The sequence below is a fragment of the Chryseobacterium sp. Leaf201 genome, from assembly GCF_001421435.1.
Taxonomy (GTDB): Bacteria; Bacteroidota; Bacteroidia; order Flavobacteriales; family Weeksellaceae; genus Chryseobacterium.
This window is the reverse complement of sequence record NZ_LMKA01000051.1, coordinates 1-1,082: the sequence shown is the minus strand read 5'-3', so window position 1 is coordinate 1,082 and position 1,082 is coordinate 1. Positions and strand designations below refer to the sequence as shown.

The following is a 1,082-nucleotide window of genomic DNA, read 5'->3' as shown; positions in this document are numbered from 1 at the left end:
TTTGTTATTTATTATAATTTATAATCTGATTTATAGCTGCTTTTAATACCTGCAAACTTATTTTAGCAGTATGAATGTCAGGATTAAAGCCACTGTAAAGTTGTTGGTAAGGATGTATGTAGTTTCTAAAATCTCTTAAACTATGGCTAAACTTTTTTACATCCTCCTTAATTATCCCATTTTCAAAAGCTACATTAATGAAACCACTTAGATTCCATTCTTGAAATTGTTTTGCCTTTCCTTCTTCATTTCTTGGAGTTGAACTTGCTGTGTTGAATTCTTTAGGATATTTTGTAGCAATACCTAATAATAATCCTTCTAATGTGCTTCCACATAAGAATATTACTGATAAAGGTGACGCAGATTTAATACAATTTTCTATTTCTATAATTCTAAGCTTTAGTATTTCAGTAATTTGATACTCCAGTCCAATTTTATCTAAATTAACATCTGAAAATTCCTTATCTAAAAATTGTTCTTCTTTACACTCTTCATCATTAGATTGATTTGCTACATTTGTAAAATAATCGTCTGTAGTTTTTTTAAAAAGAATATTCTTTCCCTCTCGTAAAACCAGCCAATTATCAAACGATAAATAATCATTTAAATTAGATATATGTTTATCTAGTTCTGCAATTCTTCCAATAAAGTTCAATGGCGAGAGTACTTTTTTAATACATCTGTCAAGTTCTGGAGTGCCATTTATTTTTGTAAGATTATTTTGGGTGTATAGCCATCTTGATGGAAAGCCTTGGCCGTATTCATCATTAAATCCTAAATCATTAAAAAATGCTACAAGCTTAGGACCAGATCTGTATTCAGTTTCTTCATTGACTAAATCTCTTATTTTTTCAATTGTTTTTTCTTGGATTATCATCGTTAGTAGTTTCTCAATTTAAATCTAAAGATAACAATTATTATCTTGTAGAAGTTTTGTCTTTGATAAGCCATGGAGATATAGTAATTAATATTTTAGAATTTTTTTTAGTTCCTAATACTACCAGTTAGTTTATCATATAAAATAAACTAAAGTTCTTAGTGACCCGATATGAAATAATATAAAATGTTTGGATTTATAATTT

Annotated in this window: 1 protein-coding gene; it reads right to left on the bottom strand. The window is 27.4% G+C overall.

All coding sequences use genetic code 11. The features are described from left to right. Positions 1 to 4 precede the first annotated feature (4 nt). Positions 5 to 877 carry a hypothetical protein gene (locus ASE55_RS04245; protein ID WP_056215996.1) on the bottom strand — a complete coding sequence of 291 codons (873 nt, stop codon included), beginning with the start codon at positions 875 to 877 and terminating at the stop codon, positions 5 to 7. Between the last annotated feature and the right edge of the window lie 205 nt (positions 878 to 1,082).